22 protein-coding genes are annotated in these 17,870 nt (G+C 43.5%); 19 read left to right on the top strand and 3 right to left on the bottom strand.

Features of this window, described 5'->3' with window-relative positions; genetic code table 11:
* The first annotated feature begins 5 nt into the window (after nt 1-5).
* Genes miaB through PSU78_RS01215 form a run of 5 tightly spaced genes read left to right on the top strand, consistent with a single transcriptional unit; the run spans nt 6 to nt 4,190 of the window.
* Nucleotides 6-1,376, top strand: a complete 1,371-nt coding sequence (gene miaB / locus PSU78_RS01235) for a tRNA (N6-isopentenyl adenosine(37)-C2)-methylthiotransferase MiaB (RefSeq protein WP_300383045.1) — start codon at nt 6-8, stop codon at nt 1,374-1,376.
* A gap of 60 nt (nt 1,377-1,436) precedes the next feature.
* Entirely contained in the window at nt 1,437-2,384 is a 948-nt protein-coding gene (locus PSU78_RS01230) for a PhoH family protein (RefSeq protein ID WP_300383042.1), read from the top strand.
* Nucleotides 2,385-2,440: 56 nt separating this feature from the next.
* A complete protein-coding gene (locus PSU78_RS01225) occupies nt 2,441-2,860 on the top strand; it encodes a phosphate-starvation-inducible PsiE family protein (protein WP_300383040.1) in 420 nt (139 codons plus the stop codon).
* A 30-nt stretch (nt 2,861-2,890) separates the two neighbouring features.
* Nucleotides 2,891-3,328, top strand: a complete 438-nt coding sequence (gene ybeY, locus PSU78_RS01220) for an rRNA maturation RNase YbeY (RefSeq protein ID WP_300383037.1) — start codon at nt 2,891-2,893, stop codon at nt 3,326-3,328.
* A 10-nt stretch (nt 3,329-3,338) separates the two neighbouring features.
* Nucleotides 3,339-4,190, top strand: coding sequence for an HlyC/CorC family transporter (locus tag PSU78_RS01215; RefSeq protein WP_300383034.1), 852 nt, complete (start codon nt 3,339-3,341; stop codon nt 4,188-4,190).
* A 97-nt stretch (nt 4,191-4,287) separates the two neighbouring features.
* Here the strand turns inward: PSU78_RS01215 and mscL are convergent, their stop codons facing one another.
* Nucleotides 4,288-4,701 (bottom strand): large conductance mechanosensitive channel protein MscL, encoded by a 414-nt coding sequence (gene mscL / locus PSU78_RS01210; protein WP_300383031.1) that lies wholly within the window; start codon nt 4,699-4,701, stop codon nt 4,288-4,290.
* A 160-nt stretch (nt 4,702-4,861) separates the two neighbouring features.
* Between mscL and lnt the strand changes: the two genes are divergently transcribed.
* From lnt to PSU78_RS01175, 7 genes are all read left to right on the top strand, one after another.
* A complete protein-coding gene (gene lnt, locus PSU78_RS01205) occupies nt 4,862-6,385 on the top strand; it encodes an apolipoprotein N-acyltransferase (protein ID WP_300383028.1) in 1,524 nt (507 codons plus the stop codon).
* An 86-nt stretch (nt 6,386-6,471) separates the two neighbouring features.
* Entirely contained in the window at nt 6,472-7,395 is a 924-nt protein-coding gene (gene glyQ / locus PSU78_RS01200) for a glycine--tRNA ligase subunit alpha (RefSeq protein WP_300383025.1), read from the top strand.
* Nucleotides 7,392-9,512 carry a glycine--tRNA ligase subunit beta gene (gene glyS, locus PSU78_RS01195; RefSeq protein WP_300383023.1) on the top strand — a complete coding sequence of 707 codons (2,121 nt, stop codon included), beginning with the start codon at nt 7,392-7,394 and terminating at the stop codon, nt 9,510-9,512. Before glyQ ends, glyS begins: the two co-directional genes overlap by 4 nt.
* A 19-nt stretch (nt 9,513-9,531) precedes the next feature.
* Nucleotides 9,532-10,098: a D-glycero-beta-D-manno-heptose 1,7-bisphosphate 7-phosphatase gene (gmhB, locus tag PSU78_RS01190; RefSeq protein ID WP_300383021.1), complete on the top strand. Its 567-nt coding sequence runs from the start codon at nt 9,532-9,534 to the stop codon at nt 10,096-10,098.
* A 54-nt stretch (nt 10,099-10,152) separates the two neighbouring features.
* A complete protein-coding gene (locus PSU78_RS01185) occupies nt 10,153-10,857 on the top strand; it encodes a 1-acyl-sn-glycerol-3-phosphate acyltransferase (RefSeq protein WP_300383019.1) in 705 nt (234 codons plus the stop codon).
* A complete protein-coding gene (locus PSU78_RS01180; RefSeq protein WP_300383017.1) occupies nt 10,857-11,561 on the top strand; it encodes a M48 family metallopeptidase in 705 nt (234 codons plus the stop codon). Before PSU78_RS01185 ends, PSU78_RS01180 begins: the two co-directional genes overlap by 1 nt.
* Nucleotides 11,562-11,665: 104 nt before the next feature.
* Nucleotides 11,666-12,001 (top strand): DUF805 domain-containing protein, encoded by a 336-nt coding sequence (locus tag PSU78_RS01175; protein WP_300383015.1) that lies wholly within the window; start codon nt 11,666-11,668, stop codon nt 11,999-12,001.
* A gap of 59 nt (nt 12,002-12,060) precedes the next feature.
* Here the strand turns inward: PSU78_RS01175 and PSU78_RS01170 are convergent, their stop codons facing one another.
* The gene (locus tag PSU78_RS01170; RefSeq protein ID WP_300383012.1) at nt 12,061-12,696 is read right to left on the bottom strand and encodes an SCO family protein; all 636 of its coding nucleotides are present in this window, start codon (nt 12,694-12,696) and stop codon (nt 12,061-12,063) included.
* Nucleotides 12,697-12,781: 85 nt separating this feature from the next.
* Between PSU78_RS01170 and PSU78_RS01165 the strand changes: the two genes are divergently transcribed.
* The 5 genes from PSU78_RS01165 (at nt 12,782) to PSU78_RS01145 (ending at nt 14,676) form a co-directional block, all read left to right on the top strand.
* Nucleotides 12,782-13,696 (top strand): branched-chain amino acid transaminase, encoded by a 915-nt coding sequence (locus PSU78_RS01165; protein ID WP_300383843.1) that lies wholly within the window; start codon nt 12,782-12,784, stop codon nt 13,694-13,696.
* Between the two features lie 2 nt (nt 13,697-13,698).
* Entirely contained in the window at nt 13,699-13,938 is a 240-nt protein-coding gene (locus PSU78_RS01160) for a DUF4160 domain-containing protein (RefSeq protein WP_300383009.1), read from the top strand.
* Nucleotides 13,910-14,170 (top strand): DUF2442 domain-containing protein, encoded by a 261-nt coding sequence (locus tag PSU78_RS01155; protein ID WP_300383006.1) that lies wholly within the window; start codon nt 13,910-13,912, stop codon nt 14,168-14,170. Before PSU78_RS01160 ends, PSU78_RS01155 begins: the two co-directional genes overlap by 29 nt.
* Before the next feature lie 17 nt (nt 14,171-14,187).
* Nucleotides 14,188-14,376 (top strand): zinc-finger domain-containing protein, encoded by a 189-nt coding sequence (locus PSU78_RS01150; RefSeq protein ID WP_300383003.1) that lies wholly within the window; start codon nt 14,188-14,190, stop codon nt 14,374-14,376.
* Between the two features lie 84 nt (nt 14,377-14,460).
* Complete coding sequence (locus tag PSU78_RS01145; protein ID WP_300383000.1) at nt 14,461-14,676, top strand: hypothetical protein; 216 nt, start codon at nt 14,461-14,463, stop codon at nt 14,674-14,676.
* Nucleotides 14,677-14,920: 244 nt separating this feature from the next.
* Here PSU78_RS01145 and murI read toward each other — a convergent pair whose 3' ends face one another.
* Nucleotides 14,921-15,751 carry a glutamate racemase gene (gene murI / locus PSU78_RS01140; protein ID WP_300382996.1) on the bottom strand — a complete coding sequence of 277 codons (831 nt, stop codon included), beginning with the start codon at nt 15,749-15,751 and terminating at the stop codon, nt 14,921-14,923.
* 47 nt (nt 15,752-15,798) lie between these two features.
* On the opposite strand from murI, the gene PSU78_RS01135 reads away from it, so the two are divergent.
* Together PSU78_RS01135 and pcnB are read left to right on the top strand one after the other, a co-directional pair.
* Complete coding sequence (locus tag PSU78_RS01135; protein WP_300382993.1) at nt 15,799-16,347, top strand: cob(I)yrinic acid a,c-diamide adenosyltransferase; 549 nt, start codon at nt 15,799-15,801, stop codon at nt 16,345-16,347.
* Nucleotides 16,348-16,394: 47 nt separating this feature from the next.
* On the top strand, nt 16,395-17,858 hold the full coding sequence (gene pcnB, locus PSU78_RS01130) for a polynucleotide adenylyltransferase PcnB (protein ID WP_300382991.1): 1,464 nt from the start codon (nt 16,395-16,397) through the stop codon (nt 17,856-17,858).
* Nucleotides 17,859-17,870: the final 12 nt, after the last annotated feature.

The following is a 17,870-nucleotide window of genomic DNA, read 5'->3' as shown; positions in this document are numbered from 1 at the left end:
CTGCCTTGAAAACCACTGAAAATAAATTAGATTCGCTCACATCCATTAGCAACTCGCCAAAAAAAGTATTCATTAAAACTTTTGGCTGCCAAATGAACGAGTACGACTCATCGCGCATGGCAGATATGCTCAATGCGACTGACGGCATGGTGGAAACGCTCACACCTGAAGATGCTGATGTGATATTACTCAACACATGCTCGGTACGTGAAAAAGCTGAAGACAAAGTATTTAGCCATCTTGGACGTTTTATTCCTCTTAAAAAAGCGAACCCAAACTTGGTGATTGGCGTAGGTGGCTGTGTAGCAAGCCAAGAAGGCGATAACATCATCAAACGTGCGCCTTATGTTGATGTGGTATTTGGTCCACAAACATTGCATCGCTTGCCTGACATGATTAAAAACAGCCAATCTAGCGGTGTTTCTCAGGTAGATATCAGCTTTCCTGAAATTGAGAAGTTTGACCATTTACCGCCACCGCGCATAGAAGGTGCCAGTGCATTTTTAAGCATTATGGAAGGTTGCAGTAAATATTGCAGCTTTTGTGTAGTGCCTTACACACGCGGGGAAGAAGTCTCGCGCCCGTTTGAAGCCATCCTGACGGAAGCAGCACAACTGGCTGAGCAAGGCGTAAAAGAAATCACCCTACTCGGACAAAACGTAAATGCCTATCGCGCTCAATACAATGATTTAGAAGCTGATTTAGCCATGTTAATTGAGTACATCGCCGAAATCCCGCAAATCGAACGCATACGCTTTACCACTAGCCACCCAAATGAAATGAATCAGCGCTTAATCGATTGTTTCGCTAATATTCCTAAATTAGCCGTGCAATTACATTTGCCTGTTCAAGCTGGCAGTGACCGCGTCTTGATGGCGATGAAGCGCAACTATACTGCGCTACAGTTCAAATCCACTATACGCAAACTACGTGTTGCAAACCCTAACCTGACATTCACGTCTGACTTTATTGTAGGCTTTCCAGGTGAGTCAGAAGCTGAGTTTGAAGCCACGGCAAAGCTCATGCAAGACGTAGGTTTTGATTATAGCTTCAGCTTTTTATACAGCCCTAGACCTGGCACGCCAGCGTCTTACCTCTCCGACGAAACGTCGCAAGAAGTTAAATTAGCGCGATTAACAAAATTGCAGGCTATCAACGAAGAACTGGGTAAGAACATCAGCTCGCAAATGCTAGGCACGGTGCAGCGCGTGTTGATTGAAAGTACCTCATGGAAAAACGCCAATGAACTGGCAGGCAAAACCGACAATAATCGTATTGTTGACTTGGTAGGCAGCGAAAACTTAATTCAAACTTTTGTTAACGTACGCATTACCGATGTCAGCAACCCAAAACGCTTACGTGGCGAAATTATTTAAAAATACCTACAGTCATTCCCGCATAGGCGGAAATGACTAATTGGAAATATAATCATACAAATGGAAATCAATCTAACCCCTGAAGACAATACACGTTTAGCTAATCTATGCGGTGTGCTTGATGAAAATATCAAGCAAATTGAAGACGCGCTCGAAGTACAAATTACCAGACGTGGCTCACATATGCGCTTTACTGGCGATGTACACAATATGCGCTTAGCGGTGCAATTGATTGAGAGCTTTTATATTCGCGCCAAAAATCCAATCGGCTTAGATGAAATTCAGCTCGGTTTAGTTGAAATCAACAAACTAAAACCTGAAGATGTTGCCACATCAAACGCACCAATATTGATGACACGCCGTACGGAACTACATGGTCGTACACCAAGGCAAATCGCCTATTTACAGCAGATTCAAGACCACGACATCACCTTTGGCATTGGCCCTGCTGGTACAGGTAAAACCTACTTAGCCGTTGCCAGCGCAGTAGATGCCATGAGCCGTGACCGCGTTAAGCGCATTGTGTTAGTCCGTCCAGCGGTAGAAGCCGGCGAAAAATTAGGATTTCTACCCGGCGATTTAAACCAAAAAGTTGACCCCTATTTACGCCCTTTATACGATGCGCTATATGACTTAGCAGGCTACGATACCGTAAATAAAATGTTTGAACGTGGTGCGATTGAAGTCGCACCCTTAGCTTATATGAGAGGCCGAACGCTCAACCAAAGCTTTATTATTTTGGATGAAGCGCAAAACACCACGCCTGAACAGATGAAAATGTTTCTTACACGCATTGGCTTTGGCACCAAAGCCGTGATTACGGGTGACGTGACGCAAATAGACTTACAACGTCATCAAAAAAGTGGTTTAGTTGAAGCTCAAAAAGTGTTAAAAGACATCAAAGGCATCGCCATGACACACTTTTTATCTGCCGATGTAGTGCGCCACCCATTGGTGCAAAAAATCGTCAATGCGTATGAAGAGTACGAGAAAAATAATGAGAAATAAAACCTTATAGCTAGTAAGGTATAATTGCTTTTCTATTTGAACACTCAGGTTTAAAAATGACGCCAAATAAATTTAGCAAGTTAATGCAGCGCAGTCTTGGTTATGTTGAACAAACCGTGTTAATTACTATTGCATTTGCCACTATTTTTGCCGTATTTCAGGCGATTACGCATATCTGGCTGGCTGGTGCAATTACAGTAGGTGATTTGCTATTGCTGTTTTTATACCTAGAAGTCATGTCTATGCTGAACCACTATCTTGGCTCGGGTAACTTACCAGTGCGTTATCCTCTATACATCGGCATTATAGCGCTGGCGCGATACTTGGTATTAGAAGTTGCAGAGATTGACGCTTGGCGCATGTTTGCGCTATCAGGCTCAATTTTCTTAATTGCGATTGCGATTCTTATCATTCGTTTCGGTCATGTGCGCTATCCGTATGTTGATTGCCCGACCCAGCAATCTAATAACAATTAATTAACGATTATCCACGACCAATTTAAACCTATGCCTACCCTTAACTTGGCAGTTCAATATGCATCAACCTTAGCTGATTTGCCCAGCAGAACAAAGTTTCGTCAATGGGCTAAAGCCGCGATTCGAGTTGATACCGAAGCAACGATAAGAGTCGTTGATGAGGCTGAAGGTCGTGAGTTGAATAAAACGTATCGCGGCAAAGATTATGCGACGAATGTACTCACATTTCCGCTGACTGAAGAACCGCATCTGATGGGTGATATTATCATTTGTGCGCCGGTGGTTGCCGCTGAAGCACTAGCGCAAAACAAACCGTTAGCAGCACATTACGCACATTTAACGGTGCATGGCATTTTACATTTGCATGGCTATGACCATGAAATTGAAGCACAAGCGGAACTGATGGAAAGTTTAGAGACTGCAATTATCACAAAATTAGGGTATCCTAATCCCTATCTCATTACATAGGACGCCACTAATGGCTGCCGAGTCGGAAAAACCTAGCAACAAACCCTCTTTATTAGAACGTCTCAGTCACTTTTTATTACGTGAACCAGAAGATCGTGAACAACTTGTAACGCTGCTGCACGGCGCTTACGAAAACAGCTTGATGGATGCAGACTCACTCGCCATGATAGAAGGCGTACTACAAGTCAGTGAAATGCAAGTGCGTGACATCATGATTCCACGCTCCCAAATGGATGTCATCGACATCACAGATCCTCCTGAAACATTCATTCCGCACGTCATTGAAACCGCTCACTCGCGCTTTCCTGTGATTGAAGATGATAAAAACGATGTCATTGGCATTTTGCTAGCCAAAGATTTGTTACGCTATTACGCAGGTGAAGACTTTGAAGTGCGCGATATGTTGCGCCCCGCTGTGTTTATCCCTGAATCTAAGCGATTGAATATTCTGCTTAAAGAGTTTCGTAGCAATCGTAATCATATTGCTATTGTTGTCGATGAGTACGGCGGCGTAGCGGGGATGGTAACGATTGAAGATGTGCTTGAGCAGATTGTCGGCGATATTGAAGATGAATATGATTATGACGAAGATGAAGACAACATCATTCAAAATGCTGATGGGCAATATCGTGTTAAAGCACTGACAGAGATTGCAGATTTTAACGAAGTCATTGGCACAAATTTAAGCGATGAAGAGTTTTCGACCATTGGTGGTCTGGTGGTGCATCAATTCGGCCGCCTACCAAAACGTGATGACGAAATTATGTTAGGCGGTTTGCGATTTAGAGTACTTAAGGCTGATAGTCGCCGTTTACATACCATAATGGTGGAAGTGGTCTCTAAAGAAGCTGAATCTGATTAATTTTAGATTTGCCGTTTAAAAGATTGGCTATTTAAAAACTAAAAAAGGGCTTCAAAGCCCTTTTTTAATTAAACATACTGATATTTTTTGTAATTAATTATTTTTTCAATGCATCACGAATTTCACGCAACAATACTACATCTTCTGGCGTTGGTGCTGCTGGTGCTGGCGGCTCCGCTTTTTTCATTTTGTTCATCATTTTAACCATTTGAAAAATAACGAAAGCTAAAATCAAAAAGTTAATCGAAATCGTCAAAAAGTTACCATAAGCAAGCACAGAGCCTGCCTTTTTAGCGTCAGCCAAAGATAAACCAGCTGCCTGACCACTTAATGCGACATACATGTTTGAAAAATCTACATTACCAATGATTTTTCCGATTATTGGCATAATAATATCACCGACCATTGAATCAATAATCTTACCAAAAGCACCGCCGATAATCACACCAACAGCTAAATCCATTACGTTGCCTTTTAAGGCAAATTCTTTAAACTCAGATGCCATGCTCATACTTTTCTCCCATAAAATTAAAGATAATCAATTGAATTAATGATTGCTACAGGGCGTAATATAGGTTCTAAATACATTTCATGTCAATCGACACAACCTTTTCACAGCGTTTACATTGTAAATTTTTGTTATCTGGCGCTATCAAGCTACAATTCAGCCCATGCAAATAATCATCCAAAATAAATTCATTCGGTCACTGACAGTATTTCTACTTGGTGCTTTGTGTGTACTTGGTTTCGCGCCCTTCTATTTTTACCCAGCCAGCATTTTATCGCTGATTGGTTTATTTTATTTTTGGCATCAGGATTACACACCAAAACAAGCCGCCATATCAGGCTTTATCTATGGTCTAGGGTTATTTAGCACTGGTATATATTGGATTTATATCAGCCTGCACGACTTTGGCAATATGCCTAGCGTGATAGCAGCTCTAGCTACATTTTTGTTATGTGCATTTATGGCTTTATTCACGGCCTTGGTCGGCGCATTTAGTGTCAAAATTTCTAAACCTCAATCCCCTCAATTACTCATCAGCATTCCTATATTCTGGGCATTAGCCGATTGGACCCGTAGCTGGATATTTACTGGCTTCCCATGGCTCACCATGGGCTATAGCCAAGTGCCGCATAGTCCACTGGCAGGCTATATGCCGATTATCGGCGTGTATGGTGTATCGATGATCACGGTATTGATTGCGAGCTTGATTGGCTTTTGGCTTGCTAAAAAGCCTATCTCTGAACTGTGGAGGCGCAACACCATTGTGTTACTGCTATTGATTTGGGTAACAGGTAGCGTATTAAAGCTGGTTGAATGGACCACACCAACATCCGAACCAATATCCGTGGCGCTACTTCAAGGTAATATCTCGCAAGACATTAAGTGGTCTCCTGAGGTTGCTGAAAAGACCTTAAGCTTATATTTGCACATGGCAGAGGCAAGTAAGGCGAAACTTATTATCATGCCAGAAACCGCCATGCCAGTGCTTTCCAGCGAAATTCCGCAAGAACTGTTCACACGTTTACAAACGCATGCGGTGCAGAATCAAGGCACAATTTTAGTCGGCGCTGTAGAGCATGAAGGTGACGAATATTTCAACAGCATGCTAAGTATAGATGGCAACAAAACCGAGGTTTATCGCAAGTCGCACCTTGTACCTTTTGGTGAGTTCATCCCATTAAAAGTAGCTTTCGGTTGGATTTATCGCGATTTACTCAATATGCCGCTCAGTGATTTAACACGAGGCAGTATTCATCAACGACCAATGAATATCGCAGGTGAAAAAGTCGCCATCAATATTTGTTACGAAGACGTATTTGGCGAAGAAATCATCCGTCAACTGCCCGACGCCACGCTATTAGTCAATGCAAGTAATGACGCTTGGTATGGACAATCCAACGCTGCATATCAACACATGCAGTTCTCACAAGCGCGTGCCTTAGAAACTGGCCGCACTGTTTTACGCGCAACCAACACTGGCGCTACCGCCATTATTGACCCGCATGGCAATGTATTAGCCCATGCACCACATTTTACCCAAACCACGCTCAATGGCACGGCACAGGGTTATAGCGGCAGTACGCCTTATGTACGTTGGGGCAACTGGTTATTCCTGATTATTAGCTTGATTGGTCTTAGCACCATCTGTTTGCCCAATTTTTTGGCAAGTAAGCGTAAAACAAAGTAAAATCACACCTTTACAAATTGTATGGCTGAAAGCTGTACAACTTAATCTACATAGAACCATTTAGAATCGAACCTTAGAATCAAATCATGGCGCTTACTTTTCAACAAATCATTCTCACCCTGCAAAACTACTGGAGCGATAAAGGTTGTGCATTATTGCAATCTTACGACATGGAAGTTGGCGCAGGTACATCACACACAGCTACTTTCTTACGCTCATTAGGCCCAGAGCCATGGAAAGCGGCTTACGTGCAGCCAAGCCGTCGCCCAAAAGATGGACGTTATGGTGAAAACCCAAACCGTTTGCAACATTACTACCAGTTTCAGGTGGTGTTAAAGCCAGCGCCAGCAGACATTCTTGAGTTATATTTAGGCTCACTTGAAGCACTTGGTTTTGATTTAAAAAAGAATGATATTCGTTTTGTTGAAGATGACTGGGAAAACCCAACGCTAGGTGCATGGGGCTTGGGCTGGGAAGTTTGGTTGAATGGTATGGAAGTCACACAATTCACCTACTTCCAGCAAGTTGGCGGCATTAACTGCAAGCCAATTACTGGTGAAATTACCTACGGTTTAGAACGCTTAGCCATGTATCTACAAGGCGTAGACAACGTTTACGATTTAACTTGGACAGATGGCCTAAGCTACGGCGACGTCTATCTGCAAAATGAAAAAGAGCAATCAACCTACAACTTTGAACACTCAGATGCTGACTTCTTGTTTACCGCATTTACTGCGCATGAAAAACAAGCCTTGCATCTCATCGAAGAAAAGCTATCACTACCTGCTTACGAGCAAGTGCTAAAAGCGGCACATACATTTAACTTGTTAGATGCACGCGGCGCAATTTCGGTGACAGAACGTGCTGGCTACATAGGCCGCATCCGTAACTTAGCCCGTTCAGTCGCCGCAGGCTACTTGGAAAGCCGCGCCAGACTTGGCTTCCCAATGGCACCAAAAGATTGGGCAGATGAAGTATTAACAGAATTAGCTAAGAAAGCCGCAGCATGAGTACGCAAAATTTACGCGACAGCCAAAATAATCTACTAGTAGAACTATTTGTAGAAGAACTACCGCCGAAAGCCCTGAATAAACTAGGCGAAGCATTTTCAAGCGTATTGTTTGAAACACTCAAATCACAAGGATTAGTTGCAGACGGCTCTATTGTTACTGCGTTTGCATCGCCTCGCCGCCTTGCTGTGCATGCAACCAATATACAAGCTGTCGCGCCAGATAAAACTTCAACACAAAAACTCATGCCTGTCAGCGTAGGTTTAGATGCAAGTGGTAACGCCACACCAGCGTTAGTTAAGCGTTTAAATGGCATGGGCTTGGATGAAAGTGCCGTGGCAAATTTGACCAAGCAAGCCGATGGCAAAAATGAAGCTTTGTTTTTAGATGTGTTGCAAAAAGGCGTTTCGCTTAAAGATGGTTTGCAAAGTGCATTGAATGAAGCAATCTCAAAACTGCCAATTCCAAAAGTGATGACTTACCAATTAGCTGATGGCTGGACGAGTGTGAACTTTGTGCGCCCTGCGCATAGTTTAGTCGCCCTGCATGGCAATGAAGTGGTTGCCGTTAGCGCTCTTGGCTTAACTGCTGGTAACGCGACTCAAGGTCACAGATTTGAGGCAGCAGTCTCACCAGTGGTTTTAAAAAGTGCTGATAGTTACGCAGAGCAATTAAAAACTGAAGGTGCAGTGATTGCCAGCTTTGCTGAGCGCCGTGCAGAAATCTTACGCCAACTCAATGCTGCGGCAACGAAACAAAACCTAAAGCCGATTGAAGATGAGGCTTTGCTAGATGAAGTAACAGCATTAGTTGAGCGCCCGAATGTGTTGCTAGGCCAGTTTGAAGATATTTATCTAGAAGTACCACAAGAGTGTTTGATTTTGACCATGAAGGCAAATCAAAAATACTTCCCATTGCTTGATGCCAACAATAAGCTCACCAATAAATTTTTAATTGTCTCTAACATCAGTCCAGATGACGCCAGCGCAGTGATTGGTGGCAACGAACGCGTTGTGCGCCCTCGCCTAGCTGATGCTAAGTTTTTCTTTGACCAAGATCGTAAGAAAACGCTTGAAAGCCGCCTAGAGGGTTTAAATAAGGTGGTTTACCACAATAAACTTGGCTCTCAAGGTGAGCGTAATTTACGTGTAGTGAAAATTGCCGCAGAAATTGCCAAGCAACTAGGTGAAGCTAATTTTGTCTCAAATGTTGAAAAAGCCGCACGCTTATCTAAAACAGACTTAGTTACTGATATGGTAGGCGAATTTCCAGAATTACAAGGAGTTATGGGGCGCTACTATGCACAACATGAGGGCTTAGATGATGATGTTGCCTATGCGATTGAAGATCATTACAAGCCTCGCTTTGCAGGCGACGAACTCCCACGTAACCAAGTGGGTATTTGTGTAGCGTTAGCAGATAAATTAGAAACACTAGTTGGTTTATTCAGCATCGGTGAAAAACCAACTGGTGACAAGGATCCATTTGGATTGCGTCGTCAGGCGCTTGGCGTCATTCGGATGTTGATAGATGCTCAGTTGCCAATTCAGTTTAATACGCTCATTCAAATGGTGCTATCTCAATTTAATGGCGATAGCAATGCTGCACTAGCGGTACAAGAGTTCAGCTTAGATAGATTAGCCGTTAATCTAAAAGAGCAAGGCGCCAGCCCGCAAGAGGTAGATGCGGTGCTAGCACTTAACCCTCAGTTATTAAGTGAAATTCCACAACGACTATCAGCCGTTCGTACATTCTCTTCATTAGAAGAAGCGCCAGCGTTAGCTGCAGCGAACAAACGTGTTGGCAACATTCTGAAAAAAGTAGAGGGTGAAGTTAAAGCGGAAGTAAACGCTAACTTACTACAAGAACCTGCTGAAATAGCACTCAATGAAGCGTTAAGCAAAGTAAAACCAGAAGCCGATAGGTTATTTGAAAGTGGTGACTACACTACATCACTTAAATCACTGGCGGCTTTAAAAGCGCCTGTGGATGCGTTCTTTGATAACGTGATGGTGAATGCTGACGACGCAGCGTTAAAAACCAACAGACTAGGTTTATTGGCGACTTTGCACCAAACCATGAACCGCGTTGCGGATTTATCTAAACTAGCTAGTTAACCAACAAAGCGAGCCGCCCATGAAATTAGTGATTTTAGATAGAGATGGTGTAATCAATCAAGATTCTGCAAATTTCATCAAAAGCCCCAATGAGTGGATTTCGATTTCAGGTAGCCTAGAAGCGATTGCTTTACTAAATCAATCTGGCTTTAGGGTGGCGGTGGCGACCAATCAGTCTGGTATTAGTCGTGGTTTGTTTGACATGACCACGCTGAATAACATTCATGACAAAATGCATAGAGAATTAGCCGTTGTAGGTGGGCGAATCGATGCGATATTTTACTGCCCTCATGCGGCAGATGAGCATTGTCATTGCCGTAAGCCTGATACTGGCATGATAGAAGAAATTGGTCTACGCTTTTCCATGGAGTTGGATGGCGTGCCCGCCGTGGGTGATGCGCTACGTGACCTACAAGCGTTTGCCAATGCTGGTTGCCAACCTATTTTAGTGTTAACAGGCAAAGGCGAAGCGACTCTAGCTGCATCAGAGCAAAGCCCAGAAAAAGCTTTACCTCCGAACACTTGGGTTTGTGCAGATTTAGCAGAAGCGGTGCAGCGCATTATCACCGAGCTAGACAAAACCTAAACACTTGGTTAACCACTTAGCCAATCATTGAGCTAAACACTCTCGAAAGTCAGTATGCTATTTTTGCGTTCTTTGTTGTTTTTTATAGGCCAAGTCATTACCGCGCCAATCTTCACGCTGGTTGCCCTACTCGCCACGCCGCTTAACCCCATATTACGTAACGACTTAATCTCAGGCTGGGCGCGCAGTATGTTGTGGTGGCTAAAAGTCACTTGCAACATTCGCCATGAAGTTACTGGCTTAGAAAACATTACAAATTCACCCACAATCGTTTTATCTAAACACCAATCCGCTTGGGAAACACTGGCTTTTCAAGCCATATTCCCAACGCAAGTTTATGTGCTAAAACGTGAATTATTATGGATTCCAATTTTCGGCTGGGGCTTAGCCATGTCATCACCTATCGCTATTGACCGCAGTTCTGGTCGTGAAGCGCTTAAAAAATTAGTGGCGAACGGTCAAGCGAGATTAAAAAGTGGACTTTGGGTAGTGATATTTCCTGAAGGCACGCGTATAACACCAGGTGAACGCAGTAAATATCACATTGGTGGCGCATGGTTAGCCACGCATACAAAAACTCAAGTGCTGCCAGTTGCGCATAATGCGGGTGAATATTGGGCTAAAAACACGTTCATTAAAAAACCTGGCGTCATCAAAATGCATATCGGCCAAGCGATTCAAACCGCTGGCTTAAAAGCAGATGCATTAAATCACCAAGTAGAAAGCTGGATTGAAGCTGAGATGCTCACATTAAATTAATGAGTCACTCTCTCACATTACCCTCTGGCGACCAATTACATTACCAATTAGAGCGTCGCCAACGCCGTACCGTAGGCTTAAAAATCACCCAAACTGGCTTGGTGATACATGCACCAAAACGCATTACACAGTCACAACTTGAGGACATCATTCTACAAAAATCTGACTGGGTGCTTAGAAAACTCGCCTCAGTTACCGCGAATAAAATTCCAGAAATACAATGGCAACATGGCGAGCAACTGCTGCTCTTGGGTAACGCAATCACACTAACCATTGAGCATAACGCGCGTTCAAAAGCCGTGGAATATGAGCCAGGTGTTTTGCAATTGGCAATGCCTAATCAAGATGAAATGTTAATCGCGCGCAAAGTAGTGCAGTGGTATAAAAAGCAAGCAATCACGGACTTTACAAGGCGCTTAGAAATCTTTTCAAGCAAATTAGGCGTTCAATTCACCTCACTTACTTTATCCAATGCAGCCTCACGCTGGGGAAGCTGCAATTCAAAAAAAGAAATTCGGTTAAACTGGCGCTTGCTACAAGCACCACCGCATATCATCAACTACGTGGTTTGCCACGAGCTTGCGCACATCAAAGAAATGAATCATTCAGCTAAGTTTTGGGCGACAGTTGCCAGCATTTTCCCTGATTACAAATCCGCTGAAAAAGAATTAAAAGCCTTATCACCCCAATTACATAGGTTTTAAAACTAATCATTTTTTACGTCAGCCATATTTAATATTATTCATACAGCTTACATGCTAATATTTTAAGCGCTACAACAACTTACTAAAATAACTGGAGGAGCAAAATGAACTTTCAAGATGCAGTAAAAACATGCTTTCAAAAATATGTAGATTTTAGCGGTCGCGCAAAACTACCCGAGTTTTGGTGGTTCTTTTTGTTCTGTTTTGCAGTGGCTTTGGTTTTAGAATTTGTAGGCAGCTACGTTTCGTGGGCTTTTTCACTTGCAACAGTTTTACCTTCATTGGCGGTAGGTGCACGTCGGTTGCACGATACAAACAAAAGTGGCTGGCTGCAGCTGATTTGGATTATTCCAATCCTAGGTTGGATTGCAATGATCTACTTGCTGGTTCAACCAAGTGACGCCGCGAATAATCAATACGGTGAAGTGCCAAACAACTAATTTAAGATTAGCTTAATCAGCAATGAAAAGGGGCTTAACGCCCCTTTTAAAATTTTATATCAAAGTATCTGCTTAATATCATTGGCAATATCGGCAGGCTTTTCTCCGTAATCTACATATAGCCTAATTTTCCCTAATTTATCAAACACATACATGCCAGCACTATGGTCTAGCGTATAACCACCTTTACCTTGCGCTTCTACTTTCTTTGCATAGATTTTAAAAGTAGCGGCAGTCGCAGCAATAGTTGCTTCATCGCCTCTAAGACCAATAAATCGTTTATCAAATGATGGTACAAATTGGGCCAAAACCTCTTGGCTATCTCTAGCAGGGTCTAGCGTAACAAATAACACTTGCACTTCATCTGCACGTGGCCCAAGCAACTTCATCGTTTGTTTTAAATCTAACATGGTTGTCGGGCAAACGTCTGGGCAGTGCGTATAGCCAAAAAACAATGCCACAGCTTTGCCTTTAAAGTCAGCTAAAGTACTAGGTTTACCAGTGTGATCAGTCAGGCTGAATGATTGACCAAAATCGGCGCCTGTAATATCGGTGGCAACTAGAGTACTCGCTTCGCCAGCTGGCTTACAAGACGATAAAAAGCTTAATAAAACCACAAGGCCTATTACTTTTAGTAAATGTTGCACAAAAAACTCCAAATAAGTTTTAAATTTATACGCTTTTGATTTTAACATGCGCTAACAATTCCGCGCTTTAGTTTACAATAATGGTTTTACAAAATTCGTTTATAAGGCAGCAATAATGGCAATTCCAACCTCAATGGCAGACCGTGACGGCGTAATTTGGTATGACGGCAAAATGGTTAACTGGCGCGATGCCACAACTCACGTTTTAACACATACTTTGCACTATGGTATGGGTGTGTTTGAAGGCGTACGTGCTTACAAAACTGACAAAGGCACTGCTATTTTCCGTTTGAAAGAACATACAGACAGATTGTTTCGCTCTGCACATATTTTGCAAATGAAAATGCCATTTACCAAAGAAGAGATGATGGAAGCGCAAAAAGCAGCCGTGCGCGAAAATAACCTAGAATCAGCTTATATGCGCCCAATGGCGTTTTATGGTGCTGAAGCGATGGGTATTTCTGCTAAAACATTGTCAACCCACGTGATTGTTGCCGCTTGGAAATGGGGCGCATACATGGGCCAAGAAGCGCTAGATAACGGTATCCGCGTTAAAACATCATCATTTTCACGTCACCACGTGAACATCACCATGTGTAAAGCCAAAGCTAACGGTAACTATATGAACTCTATTCTTGCGCATCAAGAAGCTGCTCAAGATGGCTACGAAGAAGCGTTGTTATTAGATGTAGATGGTTTTGTGGCTGAAGGTTCAGGCGAGAACATATTTATTGTACGTAACGGGAAACTATACACGCCAGATTTAACTAGCGCATTAGAAGGCATCACGCGCGACACGATTGTGCAACTTGCAGCTGAAATTGGCTTAACCGTCATTGAAAAACGCATTACTCGTGATGAAGTGTATGGCGCAGATGAAGCCTTCTTTACAGGCACAGCCGCTGAAGTAACACCAATTCGCGAATTAGATCGCCGCGCAATTGGCGCTGGCACAGCAGGCCCTATCACTAAACAACTACAAAAAATGTATTTTGATGTAGTACACGGCAGATCAGAAAAACATGCTGATTGGTTAACATTGGTTTAACAATGGCGCCAACCGTATTTCGTGAAGGTGCTTTTCGCTTCTTTTTCTTCTCAAGGGAAGAGTCGCGGATTCACATTCACGTTACGCATACGGACGGAGAAGCAAAGTTTTGGCTAAAGCCAGCCGTAGAGTTAGCGATGAACGAGGGTTTAAATAGCAAACAAATCAATGAGGCATTAACATTGGTAAAATCACACGAGAAGGAGATTCTGAATGCTTGGCAACGTCATTTCGGCAGTTGAAGTATCTCTAGTTTCTAATCAAGGTTTTTGGTTACTTGCGGATGATGAAGAGCTATTCTTAGCCTATGCAGATTTTCCATGGTTTAAACAAGCCACTATCGCGCAAATCACGCAAGTAGAGCGCCCTACGGCTAATCATCTTTATTGGCCAAGCTTGGATATTGATTTATCGCTAGAGTCCGTTCGGCAACCTAGTGCATTTCCCTTAATTTCCACACCGAACAACCATTGATTTGATTGAGTAAAAACATGTCAACCGTAAATGAAATTGAAGTCACCGCTAAAGACCTACCACTACATTGCCCAACAGCTGAAGTTGCGCTGTGGTCATTACACCCACGCGTGTTTTTAGATGTAGCCAAAACAGGCCATGTGGCATGCCCATACTGCGGCACCAAATATAAGCTCAAAGCGGGTGAAGTGGTTGGGCATCATTGATTTCATGCCGATATTACGTTAGGGCTAGTTAGCCACCGTTTCTTTCATGGTACAAAACCACCTATTTATTTCTAAGGTTACTTTATGAGTTCATCATTAAAAACGGTTTCGGTCCTAAAAGTCGAAGAAGCAATCTCAAAAGTTCTTTCAGAGCTAACTGAAAATGAATGTAACGTATTCATATCAAACATGAAGTTTGAAGTTAATACATTACAGTCCTTAGTTGGAGGTCAAACAGTTACTTTTTCTGCTACTGCCACTTTAAAACCTACAGATATAAATGAACCAGTACCTTTCTAAACTTATCAACCATAAAATCCCATGCTGCCGCGCCTGAGTTTTAGTTTATTTTGGGAAGTTTTTTGGCAAGCGGCTGTTTGAGCGAATGCGAGTTTCCGATTGCCATCCCAAAACAAGCTAAAACTTAGGAAATAAGCGGTAGGGGGTAGCCTTTTCTTTGGTTTCTTTCTTTTGGCTAAGCAAAAGAAAGAAGCTCGCCAGTCGCGCGAAAGCGACAAGCCATCAAGACTCGACTAAATAACCGTTATAAAGCCTGAACTTCAGCCTTCGCACCCCACAAAGCCTCAATCACTTCCACAGCATTATCCGCTTGGCTATTCGTCCAAAAAGCTACATTCGCTTCTGCATTAGCTGTTGCTAACAAATCTTGCTCTGCTAGTTTTTTATGTAAATACTTTGCCACAGCGGCGCCAGTATCAATAATGGCAACGTTGTTACCTACGGTTTGCTCGATTAACGGTTTGATAAAGGGATAATGCGTGCAACCTAGCACAATGGTATCTGCACCCTCTGCCAGCAATGGCGCGCAGTATTGTTGCAATAGTGCTTTGGTATTGTACGTATCTAGCTCGCCGCGCTCGATACACTCCACCAAGCCTACACAGGCTTGCGTGACTACTTTGACATTGCGGCCGTAACTTTCTAACAACGCCGCAAACTGTGCACTTTTAAGTGTGCCAGTAGTTGCCAGCACGCCTATGATGCCGTTTCTTGAGGCTTCAGCTGCGGGTTTTACGGCTGGCTCCATGCCGATAATCGGTAAGGTATATTTTGCGCGCAGTGCATCAATTGCCGCAGCTGTGGCAGTGTTACATGCCACCACGAGCGCTTTAGCATTTTTAGCGATTAAAAATTCGGCAACCTCAAAACAACGCGCTTGAATTTCTGCCGCTGTTTTGTTGCCATAGGGTGCATATTTGCTATCTGCCACGTAGAGCAATTGTTCATTTGGCAATAAGGCATGAATATGCTTTAAAACAGAAATTCCGCCGACGCCAGAATCGAATACGGCAATAGGTCTTTTCGCATACTTATCAACAGGAGTTTCATTCGACTTAATGGTTTGAGCGCTCATTACAAGGTCGTCATCAGTTACAATGCACGTATTATAGAGGAAATATTATGGGAAACAGACTCAGTAAAATTTATACCCGCACGGGTGATAGCGGCACAACAGGCTTGGGTGATGGCAGCCGCATCAATAAAGACAGCTTGCGTGTTGAGGCGATGGGCGATGTGGATGAGTTAAATTCAGTCATTGGCGTGATGATGACCGAAACATTGCCCAGCAAGCTGGTTGAGCCTCTTACGCAGATTCAGCATGACTTATTCAACGTGGGTGGTGAAATTTGCATTCCAGGCTATGTCATATTGCAGCAATCGCGCATCAGCGATTTAGAAAGCGTGATTGACGAACTCAATAGCCAATTATCGCCACTTAAAGAATTTATTTTGCCAGGTGGTACCAAAGCAGCAGCTTACTGCCACCTTGCCCGTACGGTGTGTCGACGTGCTGAGCGCAAGCTAGTTGAACTGCATCGTAATGAAAAAGTCACGGATATTTCTCTTCAATATTTGAACCGTTTGTCAGATTTGTTGTTTGTAATGTGCCGCGTAATTAACAAAAAAGCTGGCGTGAGTGATGTTCTTTGGAAAAACGAGCAGGCTTAATTTTTAGCTTGGTTTTAGAAGCCCTGTTCATAAGTTATAATTCGACCATGATTAAAAAACTGCTAGATAGAATTTTTAAGCCCAACAGTGCCAAACCTGAGCAAGCTAAAGTCGCGGCTGTTAAAACGCAGCCAGCGCCGACTCACCGCCCAACACTTAGAACGAAAAAGCCAGCGTATAAAAATGTCGACAGCATTAACCATGGCGCAACGGTGATTGCGTATAAAACCCATAAAATAGACCGGGATTTGTTAAGTAACGCTGCGCTAAAAACAACTGAAGGCTTACACAAAGCAGGTTTCGAGGCTTATATTGTGGGTGGCGCAGTGCGCGACTTACTGCTTAACCGCACGCCAAAAGACTTTGATGTAGCGACGGACGCCACGCCAGAAGAAGTGAATCGTATATTTAGACGCTCGCGCCTTATCGGCAAAAGATTCAGATTGGTACACGTACTCTTTGGCGACGAAACCATTGAAGTTTCAACCTTCCGTGGTAGCCATTTAGAAACTGAGGGCAATCCAAAAGGTGACTCTAAAACCACGGATTCTGGCCGCATTATCCGCGACAATGTATTTGGTTCAATTGTAGACGATGCCGTACGCCGCGACTTTACGGCAAATGCGCTGTATTACAACCCAGCAAGCCAAGAGGTATTGGACTTTCACCATGGTTATGCCGACATAAAAGCGGGCATTTTGCGCATGATAGGCAAGCCAGAAACGCGCTATGCTGAAGACCCTGTGCGTATGTTGCGTGCTGTACGATTGTCTGCCAAATTAGGTTTAAAGATTGACCAAGCCACACAAGCGCCTATCGCAAAAATGGCAGATTTACTGCAAGACGTGCCACCGAGCCGCTTGTTTGATGAAATGCTCAAGTTATTCCTATCTGGTCATGCAATGGAAAGCGTCAGTGCTTTACGCGAGCAACACCTGCACCATGGCTTATTACCGATGTTAGATGTAGTACTAGAACAGCCTATGGGTGAGCGTTTTGTCATGCTGGCTCTCAAAAACACCGACGACCGCATCCTTTCTGGTAAATCAGCTAATCCGAGCTTCTTATTTGCTACTTTACTTTGGCATGAAATGTTAGCCGCTTGGGAAAGCTACAAAGCAGAAGGTCAGCACGCGATTCCTGCGTTACATATGGCCATGACTGAAGTGATTGCCATACAAGCTGAGAAAATGGCGATTCATAACCGCTACACTGCGACCATGAAAGAAATATGGGGCATGCAACCACGTTTTGAACAACGCGCAGGAAAGCGACCTTTCGGCTTACTTACGCACCCACGCTACCGCGCTGGCTATGACTTTTTACTTTTACGTTGCGAATCTGGTGAGTTACCAATGGAATTAGGCGAGTGGTGGACTGCATTCGCCGATGCTGATGGTGAAGGCCGTACTGCTATGCTGCAAGCGGACACCGCGCCTAAAAAGCGTAAAAAAAGAAGTCGCAAAAAACCTGCTGGTGCAAGCACTGCTGCCACTGGCGCAACTGAATAAATCTCCACATTG

This window comes from Methylotenera sp., from assembly GCF_029945705.1.
In the GTDB taxonomy this organism is placed as follows: domain Bacteria; phylum Pseudomonadota; class Gammaproteobacteria; order Burkholderiales; family Methylophilaceae; genus Methylotenera.
Note: the sequence above shows the minus strand (reverse complement) of the source record. Positions and strands in the feature narration are given on the sequence as shown.

Excerpts from the sequence above, each read along its gene's own strand:
- PSU78_RS01230 (WP_300383042.1), top strand. The coding sequence starts at position 1,437 with ATGGAAATCAATCTAACCCCTGAAGACAATACACGTTTAGCTAATCTA.
- PSU78_RS01225 (WP_300383040.1), top strand. The coding sequence starts at position 2,441 with ATGACGCCAAATAAATTTAGCAAGTTAATGCAGCGCAGTCTTGGTTAT.
- ybeY (WP_300383037.1), top strand. The coding sequence starts at position 2,891 with ATGCCTACCCTTAACTTGGCAGTTCAATATGCATCAACCTTAGCTGAT.
- PSU78_RS01215 (WP_300383034.1), top strand. The coding sequence starts at position 3,339 with ATGGCTGCCGAGTCGGAAAAACCTAGCAACAAACCCTCTTTATTAGAA.
- mscL (WP_300383031.1), bottom strand. The coding sequence starts at position 4,701 with ATGAGCATGGCATCTGAGTTTAAAGAATTTGCCTTAAAAGGCAACGTA.
- lnt (WP_300383028.1), top strand. The coding sequence starts at position 4,862 with ATGCAAATAATCATCCAAAATAAATTCATTCGGTCACTGACAGTATTT.
- glyQ (WP_300383025.1), top strand. The coding sequence starts at position 6,472 with ATGGCGCTTACTTTTCAACAAATCATTCTCACCCTGCAAAACTACTGG.
- glyS (WP_300383023.1), top strand. The coding sequence starts at position 7,392 with ATGAGTACGCAAAATTTACGCGACAGCCAAAATAATCTACTAGTAGAA.
- gmhB (WP_300383021.1), top strand. The coding sequence starts at position 9,532 with ATGAAATTAGTGATTTTAGATAGAGATGGTGTAATCAATCAAGATTCT.
- PSU78_RS01185 (WP_300383019.1), top strand. The coding sequence starts at position 10,153 with ATGCTATTTTTGCGTTCTTTGTTGTTTTTTATAGGCCAAGTCATTACC.
- PSU78_RS01180 (WP_300383017.1), top strand. The coding sequence starts at position 10,857 with ATGAGTCACTCTCTCACATTACCCTCTGGCGACCAATTACATTACCAA.
- PSU78_RS01175 (WP_300383015.1), top strand. The coding sequence starts at position 11,666 with ATGAACTTTCAAGATGCAGTAAAAACATGCTTTCAAAAATATGTAGAT.
- PSU78_RS01170 (WP_300383012.1), bottom strand. The coding sequence starts at position 12,696 with ATGTTAAAATCAAAAGCGTATAAATTTAAAACTTATTTGGAGTTTTTT.
- PSU78_RS01165 (WP_300383843.1), top strand. The coding sequence starts at position 12,782 with ATGGCAGACCGTGACGGCGTAATTTGGTATGACGGCAAAATGGTTAAC.
- PSU78_RS01160 (WP_300383009.1), top strand. The coding sequence starts at position 13,699 with ATGGCGCCAACCGTATTTCGTGAAGGTGCTTTTCGCTTCTTTTTCTTC.
- PSU78_RS01155 (WP_300383006.1), top strand. The coding sequence starts at position 13,910 with ATGCTTGGCAACGTCATTTCGGCAGTTGAAGTATCTCTAGTTTCTAAT.
- PSU78_RS01150 (WP_300383003.1), top strand. The coding sequence starts at position 14,188 with ATGTCAACCGTAAATGAAATTGAAGTCACCGCTAAAGACCTACCACTA.
- PSU78_RS01145 (WP_300383000.1), top strand. The coding sequence starts at position 14,461 with ATGAGTTCATCATTAAAAACGGTTTCGGTCCTAAAAGTCGAAGAAGCA.
- murI (WP_300382996.1), bottom strand. The coding sequence starts at position 15,751 with ATGAGCGCTCAAACCATTAAGTCGAATGAAACTCCTGTTGATAAGTAT.
- PSU78_RS01135 (WP_300382993.1), top strand. The coding sequence starts at position 15,799 with ATGGGAAACAGACTCAGTAAAATTTATACCCGCACGGGTGATAGCGGC.
- pcnB (WP_300382991.1), top strand. The coding sequence starts at position 16,395 with ATGATTAAAAAACTGCTAGATAGAATTTTTAAGCCCAACAGTGCCAAA.